The 25,035-nt window shown below is 70.8% G+C and carries 21 protein-coding genes and 1 tRNA gene; 3 read left to right on the top strand and 19 right to left on the bottom strand.

All coding sequences use genetic code 11. From position 1 onward, the window contains the following. Window positions 1-70: 70 nt before the first annotated feature. From HNR13_RS11940 to dusB, 12 genes are all read right to left on the bottom strand, one after another. Window positions 71-274 carry a hypothetical protein gene (locus tag HNR13_RS11940; protein ID WP_179606013.1) on the bottom strand — a complete coding sequence of 68 codons (204 nt, stop codon included), beginning with the start codon at window positions 272-274 and terminating at the stop codon, window positions 71-73. A 99-nt stretch (window positions 275-373) separates the two neighbouring features. Further along, window positions 374-449, bottom strand: a tRNA-Asn gene (locus HNR13_RS11935). Window positions 450-527: 78 nt separating this feature from the next. Beyond that, on the bottom strand, window positions 528-1,529 hold the full coding sequence (locus HNR13_RS11930) for a D-isomer specific 2-hydroxyacid dehydrogenase family protein (RefSeq protein WP_179606011.1): 1,002 nt from the start codon (window positions 1,527-1,529) through the stop codon (window positions 528-530). Window positions 1,530-1,608: 79 nt separating this feature from the next. Continuing rightward, window positions 1,609-2,487 (bottom strand): ATP-binding cassette domain-containing protein, encoded by an 879-nt coding sequence (locus HNR13_RS11925; RefSeq protein ID WP_179606009.1) that lies wholly within the window; start codon window positions 2,485-2,487, stop codon window positions 1,609-1,611. A 10-nt stretch (window positions 2,488-2,497) separates the two neighbouring features. Further along, entirely contained in the window at window positions 2,498-4,186 is a 1,689-nt protein-coding gene (locus HNR13_RS11920) for a dipeptide ABC transporter ATP-binding protein (protein ID WP_179606007.1), read from the bottom strand. Then, window positions 4,183-5,238 (bottom strand): ABC transporter permease, encoded by a 1,056-nt coding sequence (locus tag HNR13_RS11915; RefSeq protein WP_179606005.1) that lies wholly within the window; start codon window positions 5,236-5,238, stop codon window positions 4,183-4,185. Before HNR13_RS11915 ends, HNR13_RS11920 begins: the two co-directional genes overlap by 4 nt. A 1-nt stretch (window position 5,239) precedes the next feature. Then, window positions 5,240-6,337, bottom strand: a complete 1,098-nt coding sequence (locus HNR13_RS11910; protein ID WP_179606003.1) for an ABC transporter permease — start codon at window positions 6,335-6,337, stop codon at window positions 5,240-5,242. Between the two features lie 82 nt (window positions 6,338-6,419). After that, window positions 6,420-8,051, bottom strand: a complete 1,632-nt coding sequence (locus HNR13_RS11905) for an ABC transporter substrate-binding protein (protein ID WP_179606001.1) — start codon at window positions 8,049-8,051, stop codon at window positions 6,420-6,422. A gap of 225 nt (window positions 8,052-8,276) precedes the next feature. Next, the gene (gene dnaG, locus HNR13_RS11900; RefSeq protein WP_179606000.1) at window positions 8,277-10,148 is read right to left on the bottom strand and encodes a DNA primase; all 1,872 of its coding nucleotides are present in this window, start codon (window positions 10,146-10,148) and stop codon (window positions 8,277-8,279) included. 49 nt (window positions 10,149-10,197) lie between these two features. Next, window positions 10,198-11,337 (bottom strand): DUF4282 domain-containing protein, encoded by a 1,140-nt coding sequence (locus HNR13_RS11895; RefSeq protein ID WP_179605998.1) that lies wholly within the window; start codon window positions 11,335-11,337, stop codon window positions 10,198-10,200. A gap of 265 nt (window positions 11,338-11,602) precedes the next feature. Then, window positions 11,603-12,883, bottom strand: a complete 1,281-nt coding sequence (locus HNR13_RS11890; protein WP_343063537.1) for a deoxyguanosinetriphosphate triphosphohydrolase — start codon at window positions 12,881-12,883, stop codon at window positions 11,603-11,605. Beyond that, entirely contained in the window at window positions 12,873-14,075 is a 1,203-nt protein-coding gene (gene dusB / locus HNR13_RS11885; protein ID WP_179605996.1) for a tRNA dihydrouridine synthase DusB, read from the bottom strand. Before dusB ends, HNR13_RS11890 begins: the two co-directional genes overlap by 11 nt. A gap of 33 nt (window positions 14,076-14,108) precedes the next feature. On the opposite strand from dusB, the gene HNR13_RS11880 reads away from it, so the two are divergent. Continuing rightward, window positions 14,109-14,606, top strand: coding sequence for an aminoacyl-tRNA deacylase (locus tag HNR13_RS11880; protein ID WP_179605994.1), 498 nt, complete (start codon window positions 14,109-14,111; stop codon window positions 14,604-14,606). Window positions 14,607-14,659: 53 nt separating this feature from the next. Continuing rightward, window positions 14,660-15,655, top strand: a complete 996-nt coding sequence (locus tag HNR13_RS11875; RefSeq protein ID WP_179605992.1) for a DUF559 domain-containing protein — start codon at window positions 14,660-14,662, stop codon at window positions 15,653-15,655. Window positions 15,656-15,760: 105 nt separating this feature from the next. On the opposite strand, the gene HNR13_RS21870 is transcribed toward HNR13_RS11875, so the two are convergent. From HNR13_RS21870 to recO, 4 genes are read right to left on the bottom strand one after another with little or no spacing between them, the layout of a single operon-like run. After that, window positions 15,761-15,883 carry a hypothetical protein gene (locus HNR13_RS21870; protein WP_281369280.1) on the bottom strand — a complete coding sequence of 41 codons (123 nt, stop codon included), beginning with the start codon at window positions 15,881-15,883 and terminating at the stop codon, window positions 15,761-15,763. Then, complete coding sequence (locus tag HNR13_RS11870) at window positions 15,880-16,572, bottom strand: DsbA family protein (RefSeq protein ID WP_179605990.1); 693 nt, start codon at window positions 16,570-16,572, stop codon at window positions 15,880-15,882. Before HNR13_RS11870 ends, HNR13_RS21870 begins: the two co-directional genes overlap by 4 nt. A 44-nt stretch (window positions 16,573-16,616) precedes the next feature. Beyond that, window positions 16,617-17,429, bottom strand: a complete 813-nt coding sequence (locus HNR13_RS11865; RefSeq protein WP_179605988.1) for an isoprenyl transferase — start codon at window positions 17,427-17,429, stop codon at window positions 16,617-16,619. Next, complete coding sequence (recO, locus tag HNR13_RS11860; RefSeq protein ID WP_179605986.1) at window positions 17,426-18,166, bottom strand: DNA repair protein RecO; 741 nt, start codon at window positions 18,164-18,166, stop codon at window positions 17,426-17,428. Before recO ends, HNR13_RS11865 begins: the two co-directional genes overlap by 4 nt. A gap of 32 nt (window positions 18,167-18,198) precedes the next feature. Here recO and HNR13_RS11855 point away from each other — a divergent pair, with 32 nt between their 5' ends. Beyond that, window positions 18,199-18,978 carry a TRIC cation channel family protein gene (locus HNR13_RS11855; protein WP_179605984.1) on the top strand — a complete coding sequence of 260 codons (780 nt, stop codon included), beginning with the start codon at window positions 18,199-18,201 and terminating at the stop codon, window positions 18,976-18,978. A gap of 69 nt (window positions 18,979-19,047) precedes the next feature. Here the strand turns inward: HNR13_RS11855 and leuA are convergent, their stop codons facing one another. From leuA to HNR13_RS11840, 3 genes are all read right to left on the bottom strand, one after another. Beyond that, on the bottom strand, window positions 19,048-20,826 hold the full coding sequence (leuA, locus tag HNR13_RS11850) for a 2-isopropylmalate synthase (RefSeq protein ID WP_179605982.1): 1,779 nt from the start codon (window positions 20,824-20,826) through the stop codon (window positions 19,048-19,050). A gap of 137 nt (window positions 20,827-20,963) precedes the next feature. After that, on the bottom strand, window positions 20,964-23,573 hold the full coding sequence (locus HNR13_RS11845; RefSeq protein WP_343063536.1) for a bifunctional lysylphosphatidylglycerol flippase/synthetase MprF: 2,610 nt from the start codon (window positions 23,571-23,573) through the stop codon (window positions 20,964-20,966). Between the two features lie 116 nt (window positions 23,574-23,689). Further along, complete coding sequence (locus tag HNR13_RS11840; RefSeq protein WP_179605980.1) at window positions 23,690-24,970, bottom strand: alpha/beta hydrolase; 1,281 nt, start codon at window positions 24,968-24,970, stop codon at window positions 23,690-23,692. Window positions 24,971-25,035 lie beyond the last annotated feature (65 nt).

Here is a 25,035-nt window from a genome sequence, read left to right as displayed (position 1 = left end):
GGCCGTGCCGTGCGCCCCCGGGAGTCTGTCGGCTACTCCCCCGGGAGTACGCAGCGCGCGGTCGGCCGGCTCACGGATTGTGCTCGGCGTCGAAGATCTCTCCGCCGTCACCGTCCGGGCGTCCGAACAGCGGCCCGAAGGCCGGCCCGCCGAAGCTCGTCAGCCCCGCTTCGCGTTCGAGCGACTCGCGCAGTTCGTCGTCGTCGTTCTCGTAGTCCTCGACCGCGTTGTCCGGCTCCTCGGACTCGTGGTCGTCCCGCTCCCGCTCGCTCATGGCGGCATAGTAGTCAGTCGGAGAGACGTTGTGGTGTATTCCGTTCGGAGCACGGAACGACGAAGGCCCGGAGGAGAACCTCCGGGCCTTCGTCGTGCATGGCTCCCCGACTTGGACTCGAACCAAGAACCTGCCGGTTAACAGCCGGCTGCTCTGCCAATTGAGCTATCGAGGAATGCTTGATCAGCGAAGCTACTCTAGCAAGACTTCGGCCATCGGGAGAAATCGGCCCGGCATCCCGCGCGCGTCGGGCTCAGTAACCCGCGGCCGGATCGACCCGGCCCACGAAGTCGCCCTCGCCGAGGAAGGCGCGGACGTTCGCCCGGACGCGCTCGGCCAGCAGTGGGGCGACCATCGCGGAGGTGTCGGCCTGGTGCGGCGTGATGAGGCAGGCGTCCTCGTCCCACAGCGGGTGGCCGTCCGGCAGCGGCTCCGGGTCGGTGACGTCGATGCCGGCTCCGGCGATCTCGCCGCTGCGGAGGGCGCGCAGCAGCGCGTCCGAGTCGACGAGGCCGCCGCGGGCGATGTTGACCAGGTAGGCGGTGTCCTTCATCGCCGCGAACTCGGCGTCGCCGAAGAGGTGCCGCGTTCCGCCGGTGAGCGCGGCGGCGACCACGACCACATCCGCGTCGGGGAGGACCTCGAGCAGGCGGTCGGAGCCGACCGTCCGCTCGGCGCCGGGGACGGGGTCCGGCGACCGGCGCACAATGGTCACACGGACGCCGAACGGCGCCAGCAGCATCATCAGCTCGAGCGCGATCCCGCCGGCGCCGACGATCACGACATCGAGGCCGTAGAGCGAGCGGCCCTCCTCGACCGTCGACCAGGACGTCGCCCGCACCCGCTTGGGTAGCACGCGCAGCAGCGCGAGGGTCAGCGCGAGGGCGTGCTCGGCGACGGGCTGGGCGTAGGCGCCCTTCGCGCTCGTCCAGACCAGGCCGGGGCGGTCCTCCGACGCGATGATCCCGGAGAACGCGTCGACGCCCGCGAACGGCAGCTGCACCCAGCCGATGCCGGGGTGCGCCTCCAGGATCGGCGGGAAGGCGGCGGCGTCCTTGTTGGAGAGCCAGACCACGCCGCGCGTGCGCTCGGAAAGCGGCTCGACGACGCCGCCCGCGGCCTCGACGGCGGCGACGAAGGACGGCTCGGCGGTCGGCAGCACCGCGATCGGGCCCGGCTCCGGCCGCTCCTCCGGAGCGAGCGGTGCGCCGCCAGGGGCCAGGACGGCGCGGTGCTGGGGTGTGCGATCGGTCATGGCTTCCTCCTGTGCGGGGCGCGGATGCTGTGCGGGGAGCGGATGCGGTGCTGGGCGTCGTGCCTGTGCGGGGCTCGGCTCAGTTCGTGACGGCGTCGCCGGCGACGACCTCGCCCGCCGCGATCTGCGGGCGGCGCTCCCGGCGCCGCTGCGGCGGCTTGAGCGCGTGCGCGAGCCCCTGCACGAACGGGTGCGACGGGTCCGCCAGCACGTCCTCGATGGGGCCGTACGCGACGGGCCTACCGCCCTGCAGCACCAGCGTGACGTCCGTCGCGCGGCGCAGCACGGACAGGTCGTGGCTCACGATGACGGCGGTGAAGCCCTCGTGCGAACGGAGCTGGGCGAGCAGGTCGATGACGGCGTCGCGCACGGTCGCGTCGATTCCCGCAGTCGGCTCGTCCACGACGAGCACCTGGGGGCCGAGCACGAGCGCCTTCGCGAGCGCGACGCGCTGCCGCTGGCCGGCGCTCAGCTGATACGGGTACTTGGCGAGCACGCTGAGCGGCAGGTGCACGGTGTCGAGCATGAGCGCGGCGCGCTCCCCCGCCGCCCGGCGGTTGTAGTGCTCGTCGCGCTCGAAGATTGGCAGCGTCACGTTGTCCTGCACGGACAGCGAGGGCTCGAGCGAGGCGGCCGCCTCCTGCGGCAGGTAGCCGACGTGGAAGGTCACCTCGGCCAGGTCCCGCTTGCGGGCGTGCCGCAGCGAGTGCCCGAGCACGGTCGCGTCGCCGCCGCTGATCCGCGGGCCGGGCTCGCCGGAGCGGAGGGGAAGCCCCCGCCCGGCGAGCACCGCGGCCAGCGTGCTCTTGCCCGACCCCGTCTCGCCCAGGATCCCGATCGACTGCCCGGCCTCCAGGCGGAAGCTCACGCCGCGAAGGGCGACGCACGAGGGGCTGACGCCCCTGGCGGGATATTCGACGGACAGATCGCTGACGAGGATGGCGGGATCGGGACTCACATCTTCGACCCTAGGCGCTGTCGGCCTGGAGTGCGCGCAGCGCCTCCCGCCGGTCGGCCTGTTCCACCGGATCCGGCACCGGCAGGGAGGCCAGCAGCCGCTGGGTGTACGCCTCGCGCGGGTTGCCGAGCACCTCGGCGCCGGTGCCCTCCTCGACCAGCTTGCCGCGGTGCAGCACCGCGATCCGGTCGGCGAGGAGGTCGACGACGGCGAGGTCGTGGCTGATGAACAGTGCCGCGAAGCCGAACTCCCGCTGGAGGTCGGCGAACAGCTCGAGCACGCGCGCCTGCACCGAGACGTCGAGCGCCGAGGTCGGCTCGTCGGCGATCAGCAGCGTCGGCTCCAGTGCCAGGGCGCGGGCGAGGCTCGCGCGCTGCCGCTGGCCGCCGGAGAGCTCGTGCGGGAACCGGTCGCCGTAGCTGCGCGGCAGCTGCACGGCCTCCAGCAGCTCGTCCACCCGGCCGCGCGCGGCGGCGGGCGAGGACGCCCGACCGTGCACGACCAGCGGCTCGGCCACGCAGTCCGCGATGGTCAGCAGCGGATTGAAGCTCGACGCCGGGTCCTGGAACACGAAGCCGATGTCGCTGCGCACCTTGCGGAACTGGCGCTCCTTGACCCCGTTCATCTCGATCCCGAGCACCTTCAGCGAGCCGTCGGTGACCTTGCCGAGGCCGGCGATGGCGCGACCGATCGTGGTCTTGCCTGAGCCGGACTCTCCCACCAGGCCGAGGACCTCGCCCGGGCGGATGTCGAAGCTCACGCCGTCGACCGCCACGAAGCCCGGACGGCCGAGGCGGCCCGGGTACTGGATGCGCAGGTCGCGCGCCGAGACCACCGGCGCCTCCTCCGGACGCTCGGCGCGGGCGATCGCCCGGTCCTGCGTCGCGATGAGGCCCTGGCCGATGCGCGGCACGGAGGCGAGGAGCTTGCGCGTGTACTCGGCCTGCGGCGCGGCGAACAGCGTGCGCGCGTCGGCCTCCTCCACGACCTTGCCCTGGTACATGACGGCGACCCGGTCGGCCAGGTCGGCGACCACGCCCATGTTGTGCGTGATCAGCACGATCGCCGCGCCGAACTCGTCGCGGCAGCGCCGCAGCAGGTCGAGGATCTCGGCCTGCACCGTCACGTCGAGCGCGGTGGTCGGCTCGTCGGCGACGATCAGCCCCGGGTTCAGCACCAGTGCCATCGCGATGACGATGCGCTGCTTCTGGCCGCCGGAGAACTGGTGCGGGTAGTACTTGACCCGCTTCTCCGGCTCCGGGATGCCGACCCGGCGCAGGATGTCGATCGCCTGCTGCTGCGCTTCCTTCTTGGACAGCTTGCCGTGGGCGCGCAGGCCCTCGGCGATCTGCCAGCCCACCTGGTAGACCGGGTTCAGCGCGGTGGACGGCTCCTGGAAGACCATCGCGACGTCGGTGCCGCGCACCTCCCTGAGCTCCTTCTTGCTCAGCGAGATGACATCCGCTTCGTTGGCGCCGTCCTTGCTGCGCAGCACCACGGCGCCCGAGGCGGTCGCGGTCTCCGGGAGCAGGCCGAGGATGGTCTTCGCGGTGACGGTCTTGCCCGAACCGGACTCGCCGACGATCGCCAGCACCTCCCCCGGCGAGACCCGCAGGCTGACATCGTCGACGGCCTTCACGGCGCCGGCGTCGGTGGCGAACGTCACCGACAGGTTGTCGATGGTGACGACGTCGCTCATGGCTTGACCTCGATTCCGTGCTCGTCGAACGACTCTCCGCCCTCCAGGCCGTCGATGCCGCCGGGGCCCGCCTCCAGCGGGCCGCCGGGGACCACCGACGTCTCGGCGACCAGACCCGACGCCTCCGCGGCGCGGCGCCGGCCGCGCAGGCGCGGGTCGGCCAGGTCGTTGAGGCTCTCGCCCACGAGCGTGATGCCGAGCACGACGAGCACGATCGCCAGACCCGGGTAGATGGATGTCCACCAGATGCCGCTGGTGACGTCGGACAGGGCCTTGTTGAGGTCGTAGCCCCACTCGGCGGCCGCGGTCGGCTCGATGCCGAAGCCGAGGAAGCCCAGCGCCGCGAGCGTCAGGATGGCCTCCGACGAGTTCAGCGTGAAGATCAGCGGCAGCGTGCGGGTCGAGTTGCGCAGCACGTGGCGGAACATGATCCGGCCGTTGCTGGCGCCGACGACCTTGGCCGACTCGACGTAGGCCTCCGCCTTGATCCGGACGACCTCCGAGCGGATCACCCGGAAGTACTGCGGGATGTAGACCACGGTGATCGAGATCGCCGCGGCGAGGATGCCGCCCCACAGGCTGGACTGGCCGCCCGAGATGACGATCGCCATCACGATGGCGAGCAGCAGCGACGGGAAGGCGTAGATCGCGTCCGCGATCACCACGAGCACCCGGTCCACCCAGCCGCCGAAGTAGCCGGAGATCAGGCCGAGGACCACGCCGGCGAAGATCGACAGGATGACCGCGACGATGATCACCAGGATCGCGGTCTGCGTCCCCCAGATCACGCGCGAGAACACGTCGTAGCCGCCGACCGTCGTGCCCCAGATGTGCGCCGCGCTCGGCGGCTGCTGGGAGCCGAACTGGCCGTGGGCGTCCTTCAGCTGGGCGAAGCCGTACGGCGCGATCAGCGGAGCGAAGATCGCGACCAGGATGAACAGGCCGGTGAGGATGAGGCCGGTGACCAGCATCCCGCGCTGCAGCCCGACGGACTGGCGGAGCTGGTGCACGACGGGGAGCCGGCTCCAGATGCTGCGCTTCTGCGAGGCCATGTCAGTACCTCACTCTCGGGTCGATGAGCGCCGCGATGATGTCGACGATGAAGTTCGTGACAGCGACGATGACGGCGAGCAGGACGACCATGCCCTGCACCGCCACGAAGTCGCGCGCCTGCAGGTAGTGCGACAGCTGGAAGCCGAGGCCCTTCCACTCGAACGTGGTCTCGGTCAGGATTGCGCCGCCGAGCAGCAGGGCGATCTGGAGGCCGATGACCGTGATGATGGGGATGAGCGCCGGCCGGTAGGCGTGCTTGCGCACCAGCCGGGTCTCGCTGACGCCGCGCGAGCGGGCCGCGTCGACGTAGTCGGTCGAGAGCGTCCCGATCACGTTCGTGCGCACGAGGCGCAGGAAGATGCCCGCGGTGAGGAGGCCGAGCGTGAGGCCGGGCAGCACCGCGTGCAGCAGGACGTCGCCGACCACGGCGGGGTCGCCGGTCTGGAACGCGTCGATCAGGTAGATGCCCGTCTTGTTCGGCAGGGTCTGCATCTCGATCTCGGAACTGGTCGAGGCGCGGCCCGCGACGGGAAGCACGTTCAGCCAGATCGAGAAGATGAGCTTGAGCACCATGCCGACGAAGAACACCGGGGTGGCGTAGCAGAGGATCGCGAAGATGCGCAGCGACGCGTCGCCCCACCGGTCGCGGAAGTAGGCCGCGAGCAGGCCGAGCGGGATGCCGACGATGAACGCCACAATGAGGGCGTAGAAGGCCAGCTCGAGGGTCGCGGCGCCGTAGGTGATGAGCACCTGCGTCACGGGCTGGTGGTCGGTGAAGGTGGTGCCGAAGTCGCCGCGGAGAATCTGTCCGAGGTACTCGAAGTACTGCACGATGAGCGGCCGGTCGTAGCCGGCGTCGTGGATGCGCTGCTGGAGCTGCGCGGGAGGGAGCTTGCCGCCGAGTGCCGCCGTGATGGGGTCGCCGGTGGACCGCATCAGGAAGAAGACGACTGTGACGAGGATGAAGATCGTCGGGATGATGAGGAGCGCCCGGATGACGATGTAGCGGCCGAGGCCGCCTCCCGTCTTCCGGCGCGTCCTGGTTCGTTCGGGACCGGGCGCTGTGGGCGCCGCGGGTCCGCTGACCGTCGCTGTCATGGGAGCCAATCGTGGGTGGTTCGTGGGTGGGGGCGGCTCGCGCGATCCGCGAGCCGCCCCCGGGTCGGCCGTGAGGTGCGGCCTAGCCCTTCGAGAGAGCCGCGTAGCGGAACTTGAACGACGGGTCGAGCGTCTTGTCGGCGCCGTTGACGTTCTTGCCCACCACGGCGACCTGCGCGCCCTGCAGCAGCGGCAGGGTGGACAGGTCGGCGCCCACCTTGGCCTGGATCTGCTCGATCAGCTGGGTGCGCGCGGCCTTGTCGGTGGTGCCCAGCTGCTGGGTGATCAGCTGCTGGACCTCGGGGTTGTCGTAGTGGTTCGCGAGGAAGTTGTCCTTGCTGAAGAACGGCGACAGGTAGTTGTCCGCGTCGGAGTAGTCCGGGAACCAGCCGAGCTGGTACGCCGGGTACAGGTCCTTGACGCGGTCCTTGGAGTACTGGACCCACTCGGTGGACTGCAGGTTGACCTTGAACAGGCCGCCGTTCTCGAGCTGCTCCTTGACCAGCGCGTACTCGTCACCGGAGGACGGGCCGTAGTGGTCCGGGTTGTACTGCAGGTTCAGCGAGACCGGGGTGGTCACGCCCGCGGCCTGCAGCGCAGCCTTCGCCTTGTCGAGGCTCGGACCGCCGTTGCCGTCGCCGTAGAGGTCCTTCAGCACGGTGGTCGCGCCGGTCAGACCCTGCGGGACGTAGGAGTACAGCGGCGTGTAGGTGTCCTTGTAGACCTGCTTCGCGATGGTCGCGCGGTCGACGAGGTCGGCAGCGGCCTGGCGCACGGCGAGGGCCTTCTTGGCGTCGGCCTGCGGCGTGGTCGCGCCGTACGGCTGGGTGTTGAAGTTCCAGACGATGTAGCGGATCTCACCACCCGGGCCCTTGACGACCTTGACGTTCTTGTCCGAGCCGAGGCTCTGGATGTCGGTCGCCGAGAGGCTGCGGAACGCGACGTCGATCGCGCCCTTCTGGATGTCGAGCTTCAGGTTCGACGACTCCGCGTAGTACTTGACGTTGACCTTGTCCGTGGCCGGCTTGCCGAGCAGGCCCTGGTAGTTCGGGTTCGCCTTGTACGCGATGAGGTTGTTGAAGTCGTAGCTCGTGATGTCGTACTGACCGGCGAACGGGTGGCCCTTGACGATGGTGTTGTCCGGGGTGACCTTGTCGGCCGAGAAGACCTGGTGGTCGACGATCGGGCCGGCGGGGCTGGAGAGCACCTGCGGGAAGGTCTGGTCGTTCGGGACCTTGAGCTTGAACACCGCGGTGGTCGTGTCCGGGGTGCTCACGCTGTCGAGGTTGCCGAGCAGCGACGCGGGACCGTTCGGGTCGTTGATCTTGAGCTGGCGGTCGAAGGTGAACTTGACGTCCTCGGAGGTCAGCGAGTGACCGTTCGCGAACTTCAGGTTCGGCTTCAGCTTGACCGTGTACTCGGTCGGCGACGTGAAGGTCGCGCTGGCGGCGATGTCGGGCTTGACGTCCGGGCTGCCGTACGGCGAGTTCAGCAGGAACGGGTAGACCTGGTTCATCACGGCGAACGAGCCGTTGTCGTAGGAGCCGGCCGGGTCGATCGACGTGATCTTGTCGGTCGTCCCGATGGTCAGCGTGCCGCCACTGCCGCCGGAGCTGTTGTTGCTCCCGGAGCAGCCCGCGAGCACCAGCGCTGCGGCCGCGAATGCGGCCGACACGGCGAGCAGGCGCCGTCCGCCGATGTGTACGGATCTCATATCCGATTACCTCTTCCTTGGTGGGGTCACTGATCCGGCGGAGCGCACGCGAGTGCCACATCGCCGGATCGCGTAGCCACAGTCCTAGCATTAATGCCGCGCGCAGTGCGCATCCTGTCGCGGATCGCGGCGCAATCTTTACATCGACGCAACAATTCCGCGCGCATTTGCGCACAGTGCCACGGATTCCGTCGTTGGAACGTGCTGATGCTCTATTGTGCCGCGCTATTCGCCGCGGAGGCGCATCCGTTCGCGGTCGATCGACGACAGCGCGACCTGCAACGAGCGGCGGAGCTCGGCGTTCTGCGGGTCGGTGCGGGCGAGCCGGGAGGTCAGCTCGGCCTTCTCGCGCAGCAGGTCGCGGTCGATCAGGCCGTCGAGGATCGAGCGGGCGTAGCGGCCGACGTCCGAGCCGGCCTGCGGGAGCGCCGCGACCGCGAGGGCGTTCACGGTCGGCGCATAGGCCTGCGGCACCTCGGCGAGGATGCGGTCCACCCAGCCGGGGTCGGCGATGGAGGGCAGCTGGCTGGCGATCGCGTCCCTGACCACCGCGTGGGTCGGGTTGACGAACGGCACCTGCACAGCGCGGGCCGCGCGCTCGGCGCCGACCTCCTCCGGGAGCTGGAGCAGCACCATCAGGCTCTCCCGCTCCGTGCGCTGGGTGGGGTCGGTGGGGTCGGCCTCGCGGATCGGAGCGGGCGCGTCGGGCGTCGGCTGCTGGTACTGCTGCGGGGCGCCGTCGCGGCTTCCCTCGCTGCGCTGTTCTCCACGGGTGCTGCGCTGGGCGGAGCGGACGGCACGGAGGGCGTCCTGCAAGTCGGCCCCGGAAAGCCGCGCCAGCTCGCGCGTGTAGCCGTTCTGCGAGGCGGGGTCGCGGATGGTCGCCACGATCGGCGCTCCGGCGCGCAGGGCGGACGTGCGGCCCTCCACGGTGTCGAGGTCGAATCGGTCCACCACCTGGCGGATCATGAACTCGAACATCGGCTTGCGGTTGTCGATCATGCGCCGCACGGCGTCGTCGCCGCCCGCGAGCCGCAGGTCGCAGGGATCGAGGCCGTCCGGGCCCACGGCCACGTAGGTCTGGGCGGAGAACCGCTGCTCCTCGCCGAAGGCGCGCGCCGCGGCCTTCTGCCCGGCCGCGTCCGGGTCGAAGGTGAAGATGACCGAGCCGGTGCTGCTGTCGTCGCCCATGATCCGGCGGATGACCTTGATGTGGTCGACGCCGAACGCGGTGCCGCAGGTGGCGACGGCGGTCGTGATGCCGGCGAGGTGGCAGGCCATCACGTCGGTGTAGCCCTCCACGACGACGACCTGGTCGTTGCGGGAGATGTCCCGCTTGGCGAGGTCGAGGCCGTAGAGCACCTGCGTCTTCTTGTAGACGGCGGTCTCGGGGGTGTTCAGGTATTTGGGGCCGTTGTCGTCGTCCAGGAGCCGGCGCGCGCCGAACCCGATCGTCTGCCCCGTCACGTCGCGGATCGGCCAGACCAGGCGGCCGCGGAACCGGTCGTAGACGCCGCGGTCGCGCTGCGACACGAGACCGGCGGCCAGCAGCTCGTCGGGAGTGAACCCCTTCGTGCGCAGGTGCTTGGTGAGTTCGTCCCAGCTCTTCGGGGCGAAGCCGACACCGAAGTGCGCGGCGGCGGCGGCGTCGAACCCGCGCTCGCCCAGGAACCGGCGGCCCGGGTCGGCGTCGGGAGCGGCCAGCCGCTCGCGGAAGAACTCCTCCGCCGCGTTGTTCGCCGCCAGCAGCCGGGCGCGGTTGCCGCTCGACTCGCTCGGGCCTCCCCCGCCCTCCTCGTAGTGGAGCTGGTAGCCGATGCGGCCCGCCAGCCGCTCCACGGCCTCCGTGAAGGAGACGTGGTCCAGCTTGACGAGGAACGCGTAGACGTCGCCGCCCTCGCCGCAGCCGAAGCAGTGGTACCGGCCGACGCCCGGCCGCACGTTGAAGCTCGGGCTCTTCTCGTCGTGGAACGGGCACAGCCCCTTGAGGGAGCCGACACCGCCCGGTTTCAGGCTGACGTAGTCGCCGATGATGTCGGCGATGTTCGTGCGGGCCTTGACCTCCTCGATGTCGCTCTGTCGGATCCGGCCTGCCATGCAGACGAGTCTACTGAGCGGCACCGACCCCGGCGGCTCTCACGCGGCCTCAGTCGCGCGGAGGGCGCCTCCGGCGTGTGTTCTGGGCGATCTCGATGATCGCGCAGAAGACTTCGATGGTCACCCGCAGCAGCAGCACGCTGAGGATCGCCGCCACCAGCGTCACCAGGACGCCGAGCAGGAAGACGAACGCGCCGCCCGGGGAGTGGGTGGCGATCGCGATGCTGAGGCTGTTGGCGAAGCCGACCACGATGCCGAGGCCGATCAGGACCAGGCCCACGACGTACACGGGACCGGCCAGCTTGCGGGTCACGTAGCTGGTGAAGGTGAAGTCGAACAGCGACGAGAAGAACCGCGAGTCGTCCAGCCGGTCGGCCAGCTCGTTCATGCTGCGGCCGGGACGCGGAGCGTGCGGGCCGGCGGCGGGCGCGGGCGGCGCGCCCTCGGTCTCCGGGGCGTCGGTAGGTGCGGCGGCCTCGTCGGCGGTTGCAGCGTCGGGGGCCGCTGTCCCTGGCGTCGCAGGCTCCTCGACGACGGCGCCGATCGCCACCGGCTCGGCGGCGGGCGATGCGGGGAGCGTCTCCCGCGCAGCCGGCTCCGCGGCGGCCGTCAGGATCTCGGTCTCGCCGGTGCGAGTGCGGTAGAAGTCGTCGGCGGTCGGCAGCACCGCGGTCGCGGCCTCCGACTCGTGCGGCTCGGCGGAGGCAGCCGCAGTGGGGGCGGCCGCAGCGGGGGCCTTCTCGACGGGCGGTGCCTCGATGGGCGGCTCGGCCGGCGAGGTGGAGGTGTCTTGCGCCGTGAGGGTGTCCGGCACCGTGGCCGTGCTGCGGGCCGCGGTCGTGCGCCGGCGCGGGGTGGCCGGTTTCGCTGCAGGTGCGGGCGTCTCCCCCACGACCGTCTCGTCGGCCGCCGCCTTGCCCAGCATGGCGTCCAGGATCTCCGGGGCCTCGCCGTTCGGCGAGATCGGCGCGGTCTTCGCCGTGGTGCGCTTGCGCGGGGAGGGGGTGCGCTTCGCGGGCGCGGGCCTCGCGGCGGCGGCCGCGGCCTTGGGCGCGGGGGACGGCTGGGAGCCGGTCGCCGGCTCGGAGACGGACGCCGGCTCGGAGGCCGGCATCGGCTCCGTCGCGGCGGTCCGGTCCTCGGCGTCCGCCGGCCGGTCACCGTTCGCCGGTGGCTGTGCGCTGCTCATGCGTCGTTCCTCCTTAGCCGTGCCTCAAGCATTCTGCACACGGGCCGCCGATTCAAGCCCGCGCCCGGCGCGCCGGATCAGCGCTGCACGAGACGCTCGAATGAGCTGCGCGCGGACTGGTCCACCGAGGACCGCCCAGCCTGGCGGACATGCGGCGCCTACACGCTCCGGTCAATGCTGCACGAGACGCTCGAACCAGCTGAGCGCAGATCGGTCCGCCTAGGACTGCACGGCCTAGCGGACAGGCCCCACCATCACGCTCCGGTCAGTGCTGAACGAGACGCTCGAACCAGCTGAGCGCCGACTGGTCCGTCAGGCTGGCGACCTGGTCGACCACCACGCGCTTGCGCTCCGCGTCGGTGCCCGCGAGGGTCCAGTCCTCCTGGAAGCCGGGGTCCAGCTCCTCCGGGCCGCGCGCGAGGAGCACGTCGGCCAGCGCCGTCAGCACCTGGCGCTGCTGGGCGTAGATCGGCTGGCGGGTGTTCCGGGACATCACGAAAGTGGCGACGATGCCCTTCAGCACCGCGATCTCCGCGCGGATGGCGTCGGGGACCACCACGTCGGCGCCGAACCGGCGGAGCTCCACGCCGCCGGCGCGGTGCTTGGTCTCGTGCACCGCGGCGTGCGCGAAACGGCCGATCAGCTGGCTGGTGAGGTTCTTCAGATGCGCCTGCGCCCGCCTGCTGCCGTCCCAGCGGTCGAGCCAGATCTCCAGGCTGTCGAGGCGGTCGAAGGCCGCGATCAGCTCGTCGTGACTGAACTCGCCGCCCACCCACTCGTACATCGAGCGGACCAGGTCGTCGTGGTCGACGCGGCTGCCGAGGGCGGCGACGTCGATGTAGCCGTTGACCACGGCGTCTTCGAAGTCGTGCACCGAGTAGGCGATGTCGTCGGAGAGATCCATCACCTGGGCCTCGATGCAGCGGGTGCGCTCGGGGGCGCCGTCGCGCATCCACTCGAACACGCCGTGATCGTCGGCGTAGAAGCCGAACTTCGCGCGGCCGCTCGGGTCGGCGACGGAGCTGGTCTCCGGCCACGGGTACTTGCAGCTGGCGTCGAGGCTGGCGCGGGTCAGGTTGAGGCCGTAGGGCCGCCCGTCCCGGCCGAACACCTTCGGCTCCAGCCGGGTGAGCAGGCGCAGCGTCTGCGCGTTGCCCTCGAAGCCGCCGATGTCCTCGGCCCAGCTGTTGAGCGCCCGCTCGCCGTTGTGGCCGAACGGCGGGTGGCCGATGTCGTGCGCGAGGCACGCGGTGTCCACGATGTCGGGGTCGAGCCCGAGGCTGGCGGCGAGCTCGCGGCCGACCTGGGCGACCTCCAGCGAGTGGGTGAGCCGGTTGCGCGCGAAGTCGAGCCCCGCGGTCGGGCTCAGCACCTGCGTCTTGGCGGCGAGCCGGCGCAGCGCGCTGGAGTGCAACAGGCGCGCCCGGTCGCGGGCGAAGTCGCTGCGGCGGCTGGAGTGGTGCTCGGGCAGCCAGCGCTCGCGGTCGCGCTCGCTGTAGCCGTCGGCCGGGACGCTGTCCACCAGCGCCGTCGCGCTATCCGCCACTGTTGTGCACCTCCGCCTCAGCGACCTCGGCGCGGGCGCTGCCGGCCAGCTCGCGGCTGTCCAGCCAGCCCTCCGGGAGGGCGGGGCGCTTCGGCGAGCCCGCGCGGCCGCGCTGGCCCTCCGCCGCCTCGCCGGGGTACTCCTGGCTCCAGTCGAGGGTTGCGAGCAGGTCGTCCAGATGGGCGAGGGTGTCGACGGTAGCGAGGCTCGCGCGCAGGTCGCCGCCGACCGGATAGCCCTTGAAGTACCAGGCGACGTGCTTGCGGATGTCGCGGCAGCCGCGCTCCTCGCTCTCGAAGAACTCGACCAGCAGCTCGGCGTGCCGGCGGAACGTCGCCGCCACCTGGCCGAGCGTCGGGTGGGCCTGGGCGCGCGCGGCCTCGTCGGCGGTGATCTCCCCCGCGCGGGCGCGGAACGCCGCCGCCAGGTCGCCGAACAGCCACGGCCGGCCGAGGCAGCCGCGGCCGACCACGACGCCGTCGCAGCCGGTCTCCTCCACCATGCGGATCGCGTCGGCGGCGGACCAGATGTCGCCGTTGCCGAGGACCGGCGTGCCGGTGATCGTCTCCTTGAGCTTCGCGATGGCCGACCAGTCGGCGTGCCCGGAGTAAAACTCGGCGGCCGTGCGGGCGTGCAGCGCGATCGAGGCGACGCCGGCGCCCTCGGCGGCCTTGCCGGCCTCCAGATAGGTGAGGTGGTCGCTGTCGATGCCCTTGCGCATCTTGACGGTCAGCGGGATGTCGCCGGCGGCGGTGACCGCGCCCTCCACGATCTCGCGGAAGTGGTTCAGCTTCCACGGCAGCGCCGCGCCGCCGCCCTTGCGGGTGACCTTGGGGACCGGGCAGCCGAAGTTGAGGTCGATGTGGTCGGCGCGGTCCTCCGCGACGAGCATCGTGACCGCCTCGCGGACGGTCTTGGGGTCGACGCCGTAGAGCTGGATGCTGCGCGGTGTCTCCGACTCGTGGTGCGTGATGAGGCGCAGCGACTCGGGGGTGCGCTCGACCAGGGCGCGGGACGTGATCATCTCGCTCACGTAGAGGCCGGCGCCGAACTCGCGGCAGAGCCGGCGGAACGCCGTGTTCGTGATCCCCGCCATGGGCGCGAGGACGACCGGCACGTCGAGCGCGAGCGGGCCGATCGTCAGCCGGGGGCTCGACTCCGTGCGGGGAGCTAGGGTTGCGGTAGTAGACATCTGCATCGATTCTCCCAGAAAGCGTGCTGATACATGGCCGAGAGCCCCGAAGCTGTGGAATCCGCCGGCGGCCGCCGGCGTGTGGAGGAGGACGCCCGGGCCCGCGGCATCCCTGTGCGGATCGTCGAGCGACCCGCCGCCCGGAGCCTGGAGGAGGCCGCCGCCCTGCTCGGGATCGAGCCGGGCGACATCGTCAAGACCCTCGTGGTGAAGCGCAGCGACGACACGTTCGTGTTCGCGCTGGTGCCCGGCGGCCGCAAGATCTCCTGGCCGAAACTCCGCGCCCTCCTGCACGTCAACAAGCTGCAGCTGCCCGACGCCTCGGTAGCGTTCGCCGCGACCGGCTACGAGCGCGGGACCATCACGCCGTTCGGCAGCACGACCGCGTGGCCGGTCATCGCCGATTCGACCGTGGCCGGGCGCACCGTCTCGATGGGCGCGGGTGAGCACGGCTACTCGCTGTTCGTGGACGCGGACGCGTTGCTGGCCGGCTTCGACGCGACCCTCGCCGACATCACCGACCCCGAGTAGCCTCCGCGTACGACAGGGGTCGCAACACGCTGCTAACCCTCCGGGATATCGGCGTGTTGCGACCCCTCTCGCACGCCGGGGCTGTGGATAACGAAGGGTGGGGCGGCGGCGCCTGGGAGGGTGTGGGGATGCGCCGCCCTGAACCGCTTCCACCCATCCTGCGCTCGCCCGCGTTCTCCGCATCCGCGGCGACGGCCGCAGGCGTGTCGTCCGCACGCCTGCGCAGGGCGGACCTGGTGGCGCCATTCCACGGCGCGCGGGTGCCGAGCGCCGACTTCGACGGCGGTTTCCGATCGCGGTGCGTCGCCTATCGGGCAGTCATGCAGCGCACGCAGTGCTTCAGCCACGAGACGGCGGCCAGAATCTACGGGCTGACGCTGCCGCGGTCGACGCGGGAGTCCTCTGATCTTCATGTCGCCTCGTTGGACGGACGCCGGGCGCCACGCGGAGACGGCGTGGTGGGACACAAGTCGCGGCTCTCTGCCGAGCAGGTCTGCCTCCACGACGGCCTGCGGGTACCCGCCGTCGAGGAGGTCTTGTGCCAGCTCGCCGCGACGCTGACACTCGAGGAGCTCATCATCGCCGGCGACTCGTGCGTGCGCAGGAAGAACCCGCTCTCGACCACCTCGCGTCTGAGCGCTGCCGCTCACGCGGCGTGGAATCGTCCGGGCGTGAACACGCTCCGGGCCGCGGTCGCGCAGATACGGGCGAACACCGACTCGCCGATGGAGACGGTGCTCCGGCTCGCTCTGATCGCCGCCGATCTTCCGGAGCCCGTCGTGAACCGACCCATCCGAGTCGGGTCCGGCCGCGAGCTGCACGGCGACCTCGTCTATGCACAGCGGCGGGTCGTGGTCGAGTACGACGGCGACCATCACCGCACGGAAGCTCACCAGTACAACCGTGACGTGGACCGGATCTGGGCACTAGAGCGGGCCGGCTGGCGCGTGGTCCGCGTCAACCGCTCGCACCTCGACAATGGCGCCGCTGTCGCAGTGGCGCGTGTACGCGCAGCCCTGGCCGAGAGGGGTCGCGACACGCCGCTATGACCGAGGCATAACGGCGTGTCGCGACCCCCGTTGTCGCGCTGCGCCGACGCGCGCCCGGACCGGGGGCCGAAGAGCCAGCACGACCCCTTTCAGGTGGTCAGGTGGTTAGGCGGGGAGGGCGCAGGCGTCGCCGTCGCAGGCGGCGGCCGAGGGGTCGCCGAGCGGGGTGAGGAGCGGGTGGGGCGGCGCAGGCGCTGCGGCGGCCGCCCCGCCTTCGGCGGCGCTCACGCGCTCGCCTCCGCGGTCGCCGCCGGCTCGGCGGCGCGCTCGGACCAGACCTGCTCCAGCACCTGGGCGAAGGTCGCGGCGTCCTGGGCGCCGGAGACGCCGTACTTGCCGTCGATGACGAAGAACGGGACGCCGTTGATGCCGTACTCGGCGGCCGTGCGCTGGTCCTCGCGGACCGAGTCCAGGTACTCCTCGGACTCCATCGCCGCGAGCGCTTCCGCGCGATCGAGGCCGACCGACTCGGCGAGGTCGGCGAGAGACTCGACGCGGCCCACGTGGCCGCCCTCGATGAAGTAGGCCTGGAACAGCCGCTCGGCCAGCTCAAGCTGCTTGCCCTGCGCCTTGGCGAAGTGCAGCAACTCGTGCGCCTTCACGGTGTTGGTGTGCTGGAGGGCATCGAAGTCGTAGTCGAGGCCGACCGAGGAGGCGATCCCGGTCACGCGGTCGAGCATCTGGTGCACCTGCTCGGCGGGGATGCCCTTGTGACCGGCGAGGAAGTCCACCTCACTGCCGTCGAAGTCGACCGGGGTGTCCGGAGACAGCTCGAAGGAGTGGTACTCGACCTCGACGGCACGGCCGTCGCCCGCGCCGGAGAACAGGCCGCTGCCCGCCTCGAACTTGCGCTTGCCGATGTAGCACCACGGGCAGGCGATGTCGGACCAGATGTCGATCTTGATGGGTTCACTCACAACAGAGGACAACGGCGTGCAGCGCTGCAGTTATTCCACCGACGCTAGAGCGCCGTGTCCTCCGGCGTGTCCACTGCTCCCCCGAACCGGCGGTTGCGCCGGGCGAAGATGTCGATGGCGTTCCACAGGTCGGTGCGGGAGAAGTCCGGCCACAGCGTGTCCAGGAACACCATCTCCGCGTACGCGCTCTGCCAGAGCAGGAAGTTGCTGGTGCGCTGCTCCCCCGAGCTGCGCACGAACAGGTCCACGTCCGGCATGTCCGGGATGTACAGGTGGCGCTGGATGGTCTTCTCCCCCACCGCCGACGGCTTCAGCCGCCCGGCGGCGACCTCCGCCGCGATCTCGCGCACGGCGTCCGCGATCTCGGTGCGGCCGCCGTAGTTGACGCACATCGTGAGTGTCAGCACGTCGTTGCCCGCTGTCAGCCGCTCGGCGTACTGCAGCTCTTTGATGACCGACGACCAGAGCCGCGGCGTCCGGCCGGCCCAGCGCACGCGCACACCCCACTCGTTGAGCTGGTCGCGCCTGCGGTGCAGCACCTCCCGGTTGAAGCCCATCAGGAAGCGGACCTCGTCGGGCGAGCGCTTCCAGTTCTCGGTGGAGAACGCGTAGACGCTGAGGTGCTTCACCCCGACCTGGATGGCCCCGGCGACGACGTCGAGCAGGGAGGCCTCGCCGGCGCGGTGCCCTTCGATGCGGGTGAGGCCCTGACGGTTCGCCCAGCGGCCGTTGCCGTCCATCACGATCGCGACGTGCCCGGGGACGGCCTTCGGCGGGTAGGCGGGCGGGTGAATGCCCGTCCAGTCGAGGGGGCGGTACTCGACCGCGTCCTTGTGCGTGTACGGCTTGGGGCTCATCCACTCGCCTTCTGATCGTGCTGGACGTGCTGCAGCGAACGCAGGCCGCGCTCGAGGTGCCACTGGGTGTAGGCGGCGACGAGGCCGTTGGCCTTCGAGCGCGTGGACTCGTCGGAGGCGTCGGCCGTCGCCCAGTCGCCGGTGAGCAGCGCGCCGAGGAGGGCGATGGTCGCGGCGTCGATCCGGGGAGCGCCCTGGGGCGCGCAGTCGGCGCACACCACGCCGCCCAGCTGGACCACGACGTGCTCGTGCGGGCCGGGGGCGCCGCAGCGGGAGCAGTCCTGGAAGCTCGGCGCCCAGCCCGCCAACGACAGCGCGCGGAGCAGGTACGAGTCGAGGGTGAGCTGCGGGCCGTGCTCGCGGCGCGACAGCGACCGCAGGGCGCCGACCAGCAGGAGGTACTGCTGCAGCGAGGCCTCGGCGTCGGTCAGCCGGTCGGCGGCCTCCACCATCGCGTTCGCGGCGGTGTAGCTGGCGTAGTCGTCGGCGATCAGCGCGCCGTAGGCCCCGATCGTCTCGGCCTGCGTCACCACGTCGAGCGTGCGGCCCTCGTAGAGTTGCACGTCGGCGACCATGAACGGCTCCAGCCGCGACCCGAACTTGGAGGCGGTGCGACGGACGCCCTTCGCCACCGCGCGGATCTTGCCGTGCTGCCGGCTGAGCAGGGTGACGATGCGGTCGGCTTCACCCAGCTTGTGGGTGCGCAGCACGACGGCTTCATCACGGTAGACAGGCACGACTCCAGTATCCCGCGTGATACAAGTGACTGGTGACATCCGCCGCCTTCTCGATCCCCCTCTGGGGTGACCTGGTCGCCGTCGGCGTCGGCAGTCTGCAGGGGGCGATGTTCGCCTCCGGGTTCCGCGACCGCCGGCTCGACCTGCTGGGCATCGCGATCATCGGCGTGGCCACGGGGCTCGGCGGCGGCCTGCTGCGCGACCTGCTCCTCAACGTCACGCCGGTGGCGCTGCAGTCGAACTGGTACCTGCCGGCGACCGTCGTCGCCGCGCTGCTCGGGATGCTGCTGGTCCGGCTGTTCCGCCGGCTGGACCCGATCATCACCTTCCTGGACGCGCTTACGATCGGCCTGTTCGGCGCGATCGGGGCGACCAAGGCGCTGGCGCTCGGCCTCCCGGAGGTCCCCGCGGTGTTCGTCGGCGTCGTCTCGGCCGTCGGCGGCTCGATCCTGCGCGACGTGCTGCTGAACCTGCCCATCGCCCTGATGCACGTCGGCTCGCTCTACGCGGTCGCCGCGGGCGCGGGCACGATCGTGCTGGTGGTGCTGGTCGACCTGAAGGTGCCGTTCACGATCGCGGTGCTGGTGTGCGTTCTCGTGACGCTGATCATCCGCCTGCTGGCGGTGCGGTTCGGCTGGAGCCTCCCGGAGCAGCGCGAGCTCGGCCGCCTGCGCGCGCCCCGCTGGATGGCGTTCGGCTTCGGGAGGCGCCCGAGCGACGAGCGGACGATCGAGCGGACGGACACGGGAGCCATTCCGCGGTATCGGATCCAGGACAAGCCCGCGGACAACGGAGGAGATCTGCGCGCGTGACCGCCTGAATGACGGTTAACGGAGGAGATCCCGGTCGAATGGACCGGGATCTCCTCCGTTGACTGCGGGTCAGGCCCCGACCAGCTCGCCCTTCTCGGCGGCGTGGCCGGCGGAGGCGCGCACGGCGCGGTTCACGGCCGACACGACGGCCTTGAACGAGGCGGTCGTGGTGTCGCCGTCGATGCCGACGCCCCAGAGGCGCACGCCGTCGACGTCGAGCTCGACGTAGGCGGCGGCCTGCGCCGACTCGCTCGCCGACAGCGTGTGCTGCGAGTAGTCGTACAGGTGCGCGTTGATCCCGCGGGCGTTGAGGATGTCGAAGAACGCGGCGATCGGGCCGTTGCCCTCCCCGGTGGCCTTCGCGACCGTGTCGCCGTCGCGCAGCGCCACCGTGAGGGTGACGTGCTCGCCGGTCTCGTTGGTCGTGCTCGTGCTGCCCAGCTCGAACCGGCCCCACTTGGCGTCGGGGTCGGAGGCCGGGGCCGGCAGGTACTCGTCCTGGAAGATGTCCCAGATCTCGGCGCTGGTGACCTCGCCGCCCTCGGCGTCGGTCTTGGCCTGCACGACGCCGGAGAACTCGATCTGCAGCTTGCGCGGCAGGTCCAGCGCGTGGTCCGTCTTCAGCAGGTAGGCGACGCCGCCCTTGCCGGACTGCGAGTTCACCCGGATGACCGCCTCGTAGCTGCGGCCCAGGTCCTTCGGGTCCACCGGCAGGTAGGGCACGGCCCAGACCAGGTCGTCCACGGAGACGCCCTCGGCCTCGGCCCGCGCGGCCATCGCCTCGAAACCCTTCTTGATCGCGTCCTGGTGCGAGCCGCTGAACGCGGTGAACACCAGGTCGCCGCCCCACGGGCTGCGCTCGCCCACCGGCAGCTGGTTGCAGTGCTCGACGGTGCGCTTGATCTGGTCGATGTCGCTGAAGTCGATCTGCGGGTCGATGCCCTGCGTGAACAGGTTCACGCCCAGCGTGACCAGGTCGACGTTGCCGGTCCGTTCGCCGTTGCCGAACAGGCAGCCTTCGATGCGGTCGGCGCCGGCCATGTAGCCCAGCTCGGCGGCGGCCACGGCGGTGCCGCGGTCGTTGTGCGGGTGCAGCGACAGGATGACGTTCTCGCGGTGGTTCAGGTGGCGGGACATCCACTCGATCGAGTCGGCGTAGACGTTCGGCGTGGCCATCTCGACGGTCGCGGGCAGGTTGATGATGACCTTGCGCTCGGGCGTCGGCTCGAAGACCTCCAGCACCTGGTTGCAGATGTCGGCGGCGAACTCCAGTTCGGTGCCGGTGTACGACTCGGGCGAGTACTCGTAGTAGATCTCGGTGCCGGGGACCATCGACTCGAACTGCTTGCACAGCCGCGCGCCGGCGAGGGCGATGTCGACGATGCCCTGCTGGTCGGTGCGGAACACGACGTCGCGCTGCAGGATGCTGGTGGAGTTGTAGAGGTGCACGATCGCCTGTTTGGCGCCGACCAGCGACTCGTAGGTGCGCTTGATCAGGTGCTCACGCGACTGGGTCAGCACCTGGATGGTGACGTCGTCCGGGATCGCGTTCTCCTCGATGAGGCTGCGGACGAAGTCGAAGTCGGTCTGGCTCGCCGACGGGAAGCCGACCTCGATCTCCTTGTAGCCCAGGCGGACCAGCAGGTCGAACATGATCCGCTTGCGCTCGGGGCTCATCGGGTCGATCAGGGCCTGGTTGCCGTCACGCAGGTCGACGGCGCACCAGCGCGGCGCGACGGTGATGCGCTTCGACGGCCAGGTCCGGTCGGGCAGGTCGACGCGGATCTGCTCGTGGTACGGGCGGTACTTGTGGATCGGCATGGCGCTCGGCGCCTGAGTGTTCTTCATGGTCTGTCTTCTCCTCGCGGTGTGGTGTGGAGAGCCAACGACGAACTCCGCGACGAGGGAGGCCCGGAACTAGGACTCGTCGCGGCAGCTAAGGAGGAGCAGACCGTACACAGAAACCACGGTACCACGGCGCACGATCAGCCGCGTCCCACCGCCAGCGCCGCCGCCTGCCGCATCGACAGGTCGGGCAGGTAGGCGCGGACCAGCCCGACGCCGATCGACGGCAGGGCCACCGGGTCCGGGTAGGCCATCATGAGCGGGTGCAGCTCCGGCTGGAACTTCTGCTTGAACTTGAGCAGGGACCGGAAGCCGTACACCGGCTCCAGCGACGTGCTGAGGTAGCCGAGCACGCGGTCCATGCCGCTCTTCTCGTCGTCGGGGGTGCCGGCCGTGTGCGCGAGCGGGGCGGCGGACAGGCTCATGAACTCGACGCCGTCCTCCTTCATGCGCGTGGCGGCCTCGGCGATCAGGAACTCCATCACGCCGTTGATGCTGCCGGGGCGCCTGCGCATGAAGTCGAGCGTCCAGCCGACCACGTGGCCGTCGCGGTAGCTCGGCAGCCAGGAGGTCACGCCCTCGATGCGGCCGGACTCGTCCACGGCGAGCATCAGCCGCACCGCCGGGTCGCGCAGTTCGTCCAGGCCGCCGAGCGTGAAGCCCATCTCGGGGAGGTCCTTCTCCGCCACCCACTGCTCGGAGATGTCCGAGAGCTGCACCGCCGCGCTGAGCGGCAGCGCGCCGAAGCTGGTCCACTCCGCGCGGATGCCCGCGCGCTGGGCGCGGTTGATCGAGGTGCGGACGTCCTGCCACTTCTTGCCGGTGGTCGCCCACTGCTGGGGCCGGATGACCGTTTCCTCGGCCACCGTCATCGTCGACCAGCCCATCCGGTCGAAGACCGGCTGGTACTCGGCGTCCACGCTGTAGAAGGTCGGGATCCAGCCGCTGTCGTCGCAGAACCGCGCGAAGCGCTCGATGATGCCGTCGTGCGCGGCCGGGTCGGCCCCGAAGGGCGCGCCGGTCGTGAGGGCCACGCGGCCGACCACGCGGTAGGCCACCGCTCCCCCGGTCGCCGGGTCGAACCAGTAGCTGTTGCCCGGCCAGGTCGCCATGAACGAAATGGCGTCGCCGCCGCCGCGCTCCAGCAGCGCCCGCACGCGCGCGGCGTCGCCGACCGGCCGCCGCCACGCGCCGCCGCCGACCATGAACGGGATCGCGGCGAGGATGACGACCAGCCAGAACACCGTGCCGATGTTGTGGTACACCACGGTCGCCAGCGGCGTCGTGGGCAGGTACTGCAGGGGCTCGCGGCGCAGGAAGCTCACCGGGATGAAGCGCTCCAGCACGTCGTTGAACAGGTCCGTGAGGTCGATCGGGCGGGTGAACCCGGTGTCCTTCTGCAGCCAGCCGACCAGGATGTACAGCGCGATCAGGCCGAGGCCGGTGAACGCGATCGTCAGCGCGTAACGGCGGACGGAGCGCGCGGTGGCGCGCACGGTGAAGTGGCGGCGGTAGACGATCAGCAGCACCGCCATCGTGGCGGGCACGAGCGCCGACAGCGCCAGGCTGAGGGTGACCTCCCAATACCGCGGCGACACGGTCGGCCGCGCGTCGGCGAACGGGAGGATGCCGAAGTAGAGGCCGGACAGGACCGCGAGCAGCGCGTTCACCGACACCGCGAGCCACACGGCGAAGCGCCGGCCCCGCAGCAGGCCGTACGCGGCGACCAGGAGGGCCAGCAGCGGGAGGACGGAGATGAGGACAGGGCCGAACCCGTTGATGCGCTCCAGGGTGAGGTCGTGCACGCAGTCGCGCGTCACGGCGAACGCCTGGCAGCGCTCCAGCACGCTCCCGGTGGCCGGGACGTCGTTGGAGAACAGCAGGCCGATCGGCGAGAGCATCCCGTACCTGGACTGGCTCAGAAGGCCGATCACCGGCCCGAGCGCGCTGATGGTCACGGCCGAGGCGAGCAGCACCCGGACCTCGTGGTGGGAGCTGCGGCGCCAGCCGAGGAGGCGCTCGTGCGGCCGCAGCAGCACGCCGAGGCCGAAGCCGGCGAGGACCGCGAGCAGCCGGTAGAGGTCGGACGGGTCGCCCGAGTACAGCAGGTACATGATCGCGACGAGCATCGTGATGACGCGGATGCGCCGGCGCCAGAACGCCCCGGCGAACGCGCTCGCGGTCATGATGGTGCCCGCGATGCCGGTGAACACGTCGAGGACGACCAGGTGGTGGACGTTGCGCGCCCACATCTCCCCGGTCTGCGAGCCGATGAGCTGGATCCCGACGCCGGCGGCGATCCCCGCGACGGAGGTCGCGACGAAGGCGAGCGCGGTGCGCCACGCCCCCATCAGCTGCTCGGAGGCGCCGACGAGCAGCACCGTGAGCACGAGCACGACGATCAGCTCGGCGAGGTTGTTGGTGAACAGCACGGCCGTGACCGGGGACCACCAGTGGCCGTCGAGGAGCTGGTCGGGACCGACGCCGAGCCACACCCGCAGCGGGCGGTGCGGGCCGTGGATCGGTCCGGTGGCGAGCGCGAGCACGAGGATGAGCGCCGTCAGCCCCGTCGTGAACGGGTGCGTGGCGATCAGCCGGCCGAGACGGCGCAGCAGCGCGGCGGCGCCCGATGGGCGCGCAGGCGCCTCCGGGCTCCGCTCGGGCGCGGGCTTCGCCGCGGGCTTCGCGGCTGCGGCGTCCTGCGTCGCGGCTGTGGGCTCCTGCTTCGCGGCCGCGGGCTCCTGCCTCACGGCTGTCTCGGGCTGAATGGTTGCGTGCTGAATGGTGTCCTGCTGCTCTTGAGTCGTGCTGTTCCCCGGCCCGCCGCCGTTCGCCGGCGCGCCTCCCCCCGTGGTCACGGCATCATTCACGGAGCCAGCCCCATGTGAGCGGCGACCGCGGGGAAGCCGTTCGTCAGCGTGTAGCGCACCGTGTTCCAATCGTGTGCCGACCCGGGCGAGATCAGGAGGTCGCTGCGGATCCCGGCGGAGATCGCGTCGGAGTGCAGCGTCTTCGCAAAAGCAGTGTACTTGGCGTCGTTCTGACCCGCGCCGAAGACCATCAGCGTGTTCTTGTAGGGAGCGTGCGCCTTCATGGTAGGCCCGAGTTGCGCGTCCTCATAGGCGGTGTGCGATCCGGCGAACCCGGTCGCGATCGTGAGCGTCACGTTGCCGAGCGTCGGCCCCAGCTCGCTGGAGGAGGCGAGCGCGGAGCCGAACAGGTCGGGGCGCTCTGCGGCGAACTGCGCGGCGCAGGTGGCGCCCTGCGAGTAGCCGAACGCGCCCCACGCCGCGGGGTCGCTGCTCACCCGCAGGTGCGAGGTGATCCAGGAGCGCACGTCCTTCAGCAGGTAGGTCGCCGAGTCGCCGAAGGCGCGGGAGTCGATGCACATCGGGTTGCGGCCGGGGCCGCCGAGCTGGTCGGGCGCGACCACGATCGGCGCGTAGCCGTTGTGCTTCGCCGCGTACGCGTCCAGGAAGGTGCCGATCCGGCCCGCCGTGAACATGTCGGCCGGCGCGCCCGGCTGCCCGGAGAGCGCGTACAGCACCGGCAGCGCGGGCGGGTTGGGCCCGAGAGCGGCGGGCGGCAGGTAGACGACCGCCTCCCGCGCGGGGAAGTTGGACTCGATCGCGGGGATCTTGACCTTGCCGATCTCGCCCTTCACCGGTGGGTCCGTCTGCGGGGTGGACGCGGCCCAGGCCGTGCCGGAGATGACCTCGCCGCGCTCGTGGTGCAGGTTCAGCGCCTTGTACGGGACGACGCCGAGAGCGTCGTTCAGGTTGCGGTACGCGCCGAAGTCGACGTTCACACCGGCGAAGGCGGCGATCAGGAAGACCGGGATGCTGACCGCCGCGATGAGCTTGCGCCACCAGCGGGACCGGAACAGGTTGGCGACCGCGAGGCTGACGCCGGCGAAGCCGATCGCGACCCACATCGTCGTCACCGGGGTGAGGCCGACACCGAACAGGTTGTAGACGTCGTCGGTCAGCCACACCAGGAACCAGCCGAGCAGGCCGCCGCCGATGGCGGCGATCACCCCGGCGAGCGTGCGCTTCCAGGTGGGCCGCACGAGCAGGTACACCGCGAGGACCGCGGCGACGACGTCGATCGCGATGAGGAACGGCGGCTTGTCGATCCTCAAAGTCATGAGCCAGTTCAGGGTGGATCCTCTCGATGGTGCGGGCGCTCCGGCACGGAGGTGGGCACGTTCGG

The sequence above is a fragment of the Leifsonia shinshuensis genome, assembly GCF_013410375.1.
GTDB classification, from domain to species: domain Bacteria; phylum Actinomycetota; class Actinomycetes; order Actinomycetales; family Microbacteriaceae; genus Leifsonia; species Leifsonia shinshuensis.
The sequence above is the reverse complement of the archived record's forward strand: the minus strand, read 5'-3'. Positions and strand labels throughout refer to the sequence as shown.

Bases quoted from the DNA above. Each gene is read 5' to 3' on its own strand.
- HNR13_RS11940 (WP_179606013.1), bottom strand. From the start codon at position 274: ATGAGCGAGCGGGAGCGGGACGACCACGAGTCCGAGGAGCCGGACAAC.
- HNR13_RS11930 (WP_179606011.1), bottom strand. From the start codon at position 1,529: ATGACCGATCGCACACCCCAGCACCGCGCCGTCCTGGCCCCTGGCGGC.
- HNR13_RS11920 (WP_179606007.1), bottom strand. From the start codon at position 4,186: ATGAGCGACGTCGTCACCATCGACAACCTGTCGGTGACGTTCGCCACC.
- HNR13_RS11915 (WP_179606005.1), bottom strand. From the start codon at position 5,238: ATGGCCTCGCAGAAGCGCAGCATCTGGAGCCGGCTCCCCGTCGTGCAC.
- HNR13_RS11910 (WP_179606003.1), bottom strand. From the start codon at position 6,337: ATGACAGCGACGGTCAGCGGACCCGCGGCGCCCACAGCGCCCGGTCCC.
- HNR13_RS11905 (WP_179606001.1), bottom strand. From the start codon at position 8,051: ATGAGATCCGTACACATCGGCGGACGGCGCCTGCTCGCCGTGTCGGCC.
- dnaG (WP_179606000.1), bottom strand. From the start codon at position 10,148: ATGGCAGGCCGGATCCGACAGAGCGACATCGAGGAGGTCAAGGCCCGC.
- HNR13_RS11895 (WP_179605998.1), bottom strand. From the start codon at position 11,337: ATGAGCAGCGCACAGCCACCGGCGAACGGTGACCGGCCGGCGGACGCC.
- dusB (WP_179605996.1), bottom strand. From the start codon at position 14,075: ATGTCTACTACCGCAACCCTAGCTCCCCGCACGGAGTCGAGCCCCCGG.
- HNR13_RS11880 (WP_179605994.1), top strand. From the start codon at position 14,109: ATGGCCGAGAGCCCCGAAGCTGTGGAATCCGCCGGCGGCCGCCGGCGT.
- HNR13_RS11865 (WP_179605988.1), bottom strand. From the start codon at position 17,429: ATGAGCCCCAAGCCGTACACGCACAAGGACGCGGTCGAGTACCGCCCC.
- leuA (WP_179605982.1), bottom strand. From the start codon at position 20,826: ATGAAGAACACTCAGGCGCCGAGCGCCATGCCGATCCACAAGTACCGC.
- HNR13_RS11840 (WP_179605980.1), bottom strand. From the start codon at position 24,970: ATGACTTTGAGGATCGACAAGCCGCCGTTCCTCATCGCGATCGACGTC.